The 3324-nt window shown below is 65.9% G+C and carries 4 protein-coding genes and 1 pseudogene; 3 read left to right on the top strand and 2 right to left on the bottom strand.

Annotation, left to right across the window (positions count from 1 at the left end; translation table 11 throughout):
• Positions 1–111: 111 nt before the first annotated feature.
• Entirely contained in the window at positions 112–1332 is a 1221-nt protein-coding gene (locus AC08OT_RS19675) for an ATP-binding protein (RefSeq protein WP_476603176.1), read from the top strand.
• Between the two features lie 66 nt (positions 1333–1398).
• Positions 1399–1548, top strand: a complete 150-nt coding sequence (locus AC08OT_RS19680; RefSeq protein WP_462203327.1) for a hypothetical protein — start codon at positions 1399–1401, stop codon at positions 1546–1548.
• Between the two features lie 76 nt (positions 1549–1624).
• Here the strand turns inward: AC08OT_RS19680 and AC08OT_RS19685 are convergent, their stop codons facing one another.
• Positions 1625–2527 (bottom strand): helix-turn-helix domain-containing protein, encoded by a 903-nt coding sequence (locus AC08OT_RS19685; RefSeq protein ID WP_476594723.1) that lies wholly within the window; start codon positions 2525–2527, stop codon positions 1625–1627.
• Between the two features lie 115 nt (positions 2528–2642).
• On the opposite strand from AC08OT_RS19685, the pseudogene AC08OT_RS19690 reads away from it, so the two are divergent.
• Positions 2643–2741, top strand: a pseudogene (locus AC08OT_RS19690) (HhH-GPD-type base excision DNA repair protein); the annotation flags it as partial.
• Between the two features lie 46 nt (positions 2742–2787).
• On the opposite strand, the gene AC08OT_RS19695 reads toward AC08OT_RS19690, so the two are convergent.
• Positions 2788–3261, bottom strand: a complete 474-nt coding sequence (locus tag AC08OT_RS19695) for a winged helix-turn-helix transcriptional regulator (RefSeq protein ID WP_476596486.1) — start codon at positions 3259–3261, stop codon at positions 2788–2790.
• Between the last annotated feature and the right edge of the window lie 63 nt (positions 3262–3324).

Consider the following 3324-nt stretch of genomic DNA (forward strand, 5'->3'; position numbering starts at 1 on the left):
CGACAAACTTCGCCGAACGATCGTCCACCACGGACATAACCGTACCGAGGCAATCACAGGGGAACCCCAAACACAGATCAAATGATCAACTTATTTAATGACGATTCCTACGTGCCTTTATCGCCCGGGTCCGGGAGCAACTGGAGTGTGTTCGGGGAAAAATCTGACGCGGAGGTCCTGCGCCTTCTGAACGTGTTCCGGGAGACCGACGACGGTCCTCGGCCCACACTCGCCGGCCTACTGGCATTCGGAGTTTATCCGCAGCAGTACTTCCCGCAACTGAACGCCACGGTGGTGGTCTTCCCGACGCCTGATCCTGCCCGGCCGGGGCCGCGTGGGGAGCGGTTCCTGGACAACCGTTCCGTAGACGGTCCGATACCTGTGATCGTGCGCGATGTCATAGGAATCCTGAAACGGCACATGAAGCAGCGCGGAATTATCGCCGGAATGTTTCGTGTTGATGAATGGGAGTATCCCGAGGAGGTGCTCCGAGAAACCCTGGTGAACAGCCTGGTGCACCGTGACTACTCGCCGTCAGCCCAGGGTGCTCAGATGCAGGTAGAGCTCTACCCTGACCGGCTGCAGATCCGGAACCCGGGCGGGCTCTTTGGACCAGTGAGCCTACGAGAGCTTGGACTCGGCACAGTGCCACCGTCATCACGCAATTCTGTCCTGCTCAAGATTCTGGAGGACACCCCGCTCGATCCAGGCCGGACAGTGTGCGAGAACCGAGGCACCGGCATCGCGCGCGTCCGTGCGGCGCTCGCCGAGGCGGGCATGGAGCCGCCGGTCTTCGAGGACGACATCGCGGCCTTCACCGTGACGATTCCCAACCACGCGCTGCTCGACGAGGAGACCAGGGACTGGTTGTCCACGCTGAACATCGCCGGGCTCACGGGTGCGCAGCTCACCGCGCTGGCGCTCACTCGCCGCGGGGAGACCTTGACCAACGTCAGCTACCGGGGTGCGACCGGCGTCGCGGACAGTCGAACGGCGACCACACAACTCAAAGAACTGCGCGCCCGCGGCTTGCTGGTGCAGGAAGGAGACCGGGGAAGCGCCACCTACCGGCTGAGTCCCCACGCCGGCCGGGCAACGAAGCAGCTTGACCGTGGACGGACACGGAATGATCTTGTGTTGGCTGTGTTGGCTGTGTTGGCCAGCACACCGGCCAGCCGCGTCGACATTGCCCGCCGGGCTGGCCTTACCGACGAGCAGGCCCGCCAGACGCTTGCGCGGCTGCGTCGGATCGGGCAGGCCGAGCTGATAGGGGCGCCCCGATCTCGGAACGCGTTGTGGCGACTAGCCGTACCACCAGACCGCGACGGTTAGTCGGTACGTCGATCAGCAGGTCGTCCGCGTCTCACGCGACCGCCCCGGTGTTGAACTGGCACTGCCATGGCCACCCCAGCCAGCGGTGACGACCACATCGGCCAGCTCACGAGGGTCGAACACAACGGGCGGCTGGGGCGACTCGCTGCTCTCGGCGCCAACGTCGACCTCGCCGAAGACCTCCCATCCCTACGGGTGGCAGCGCTCGGGTGGTAGTCGTCAGCGCTCATCTTCGCCCGAGCGCCTGCCTTGGGGCGGACGCTCGGGCGGAGGAGCCGCGAGGGTCCGGGCGTCAGGCGTGGGCGCGCAGGGCTCGGACATACCACTCCCAGGTGCCGATGATGTCGTTGGGGGCCTGGTTGGGGGCCCAGCCGTTGATGATGCCGACGAGGGTCCAGTAGCGGCCGACGCGGCGGTCGGTGAAGGCTTCTATGCGGTCGGCCACGCGCGTGCGGTCTTCCGCCGGGGTCGGGCCGAGGGCTTCGAGACGCTCGACCACGGTCAGGGCCTCAGGGGAGGCGGGGTCGACCCCGGCCCGGGCGGCGGGACCGGCGAGTTCGCCGACAGCCTTGCCGACCTCGAACTGCGCCACGTCCGGCTCTGGCCCTTCGGCGCGGGCTCGTTCGGCCATCCGGCGGCTGGTGGCGATGAAGTCGGGATCGCGCAGCAGTTCGACGATCTCCACCCAGGCTGCGACCTGCTCCGGGGTCGGGTCCTCGGGCAGCTCGGGTGCGCCCATGGCCAGCTTGTCGGCGACAGCGCTGGGGTTGTCGCCGAAGACAGCGTCGAGGTAGTCGTCGATGATCCGCCGACGTTGTTCGGTCGTCAGGTTGGTCAGGTCGGTCATACGTTGGAGCTCCTCGGGGTCGGTGGATCCGATGAAGGCGCGCAGTACCGCGCGCTGCAGTCGCAGCACGCGAATCTGGGCGTCGAGGGCGCGTACGTGCTCGGCGGCCACCTCATCCAGCGACGTTTCGGCGCTGAGCACCCGCTTGATGTCGTCCAGGCCGACGCCGAGCTCGCGCAGGGTGCGGATGAGCCGCGCCCGGGCCACGGCGTCGGGCCCGAACAGCCGGTATCCCGCCGTCGTGCGTCCCTGCTCGGGCAGCACTCCGGCGTCGGCGTAGAACCGCAACGTCCGTACCGAGAGCCCGGTGCTCACCGCAAGCTGGCCGATCATCATGGAACCGATCATTGAGCCTCCACTAACTGGAGAGTCAACCGCCTCAACTGGCCTACGGCCCGCGCCGACCCCGACCCCGACCCCGACGCCGACGCCGACGAGCAGCTTGGTAGCCTACGGTTGTGTGGTGGGACTGCATCTGGGTCAGATCGCCAAGGCCGACGAGCTGCCGACCAACGATCCGTTGGCACTGTTGATTGGCATGGTGCTAGACCAACAGAGTCCGGAGAGAACGAACATGTCGCTCGCGACCACGAAGTGTCCCCTGGTACTCAGGCCGGCGTGCTTGTGAGCCGGTACGCGGCGTTCGGATCGCTGTAGGCCGCTGTTGTTCTGACGACCAGGCCGTCGGAGATCAGCTTGGTCAGCGCATAGCTGGCCTGTCGGTCGGTCAGGGAAAGGCGGACGGCGATCTCCGCGCGGGTCAGGGGCGACTCGACGGCCAGGAGTTCCAGAACCCGCTGCTTCCGCAGATTAAGCTCATGGGTCTCCTGACTGTGAGCAGTCCTCGCGGATTCGTGTCGCGGCAGGCGCTCGGGGATCTCGGAGAAAGGTGTCGGATTTGAGTCCTCGGCCGCGTCGTCCAGGACGTACCGTGCCCATCTGCGCTGGTTGACCATTTTGACCAAACCGCGGTGGACAAGATCCCCCAGCTCGCGGCGGGCGATTTTGCTGTCTACCGACAGTTCGATCCTGTACTCGTCGCTCGTCAGTGCTCGGCCGGTCCGAAGTATCGCGAGCGCCATCTCCTGCGTCGGGGAGATGCCTCAATGCCATTTCCGCTAAGTTGATCAAGCTGCGGTCTGGGG

The organism is Frankia sp. CgJB1, from assembly GCF_977947065.1.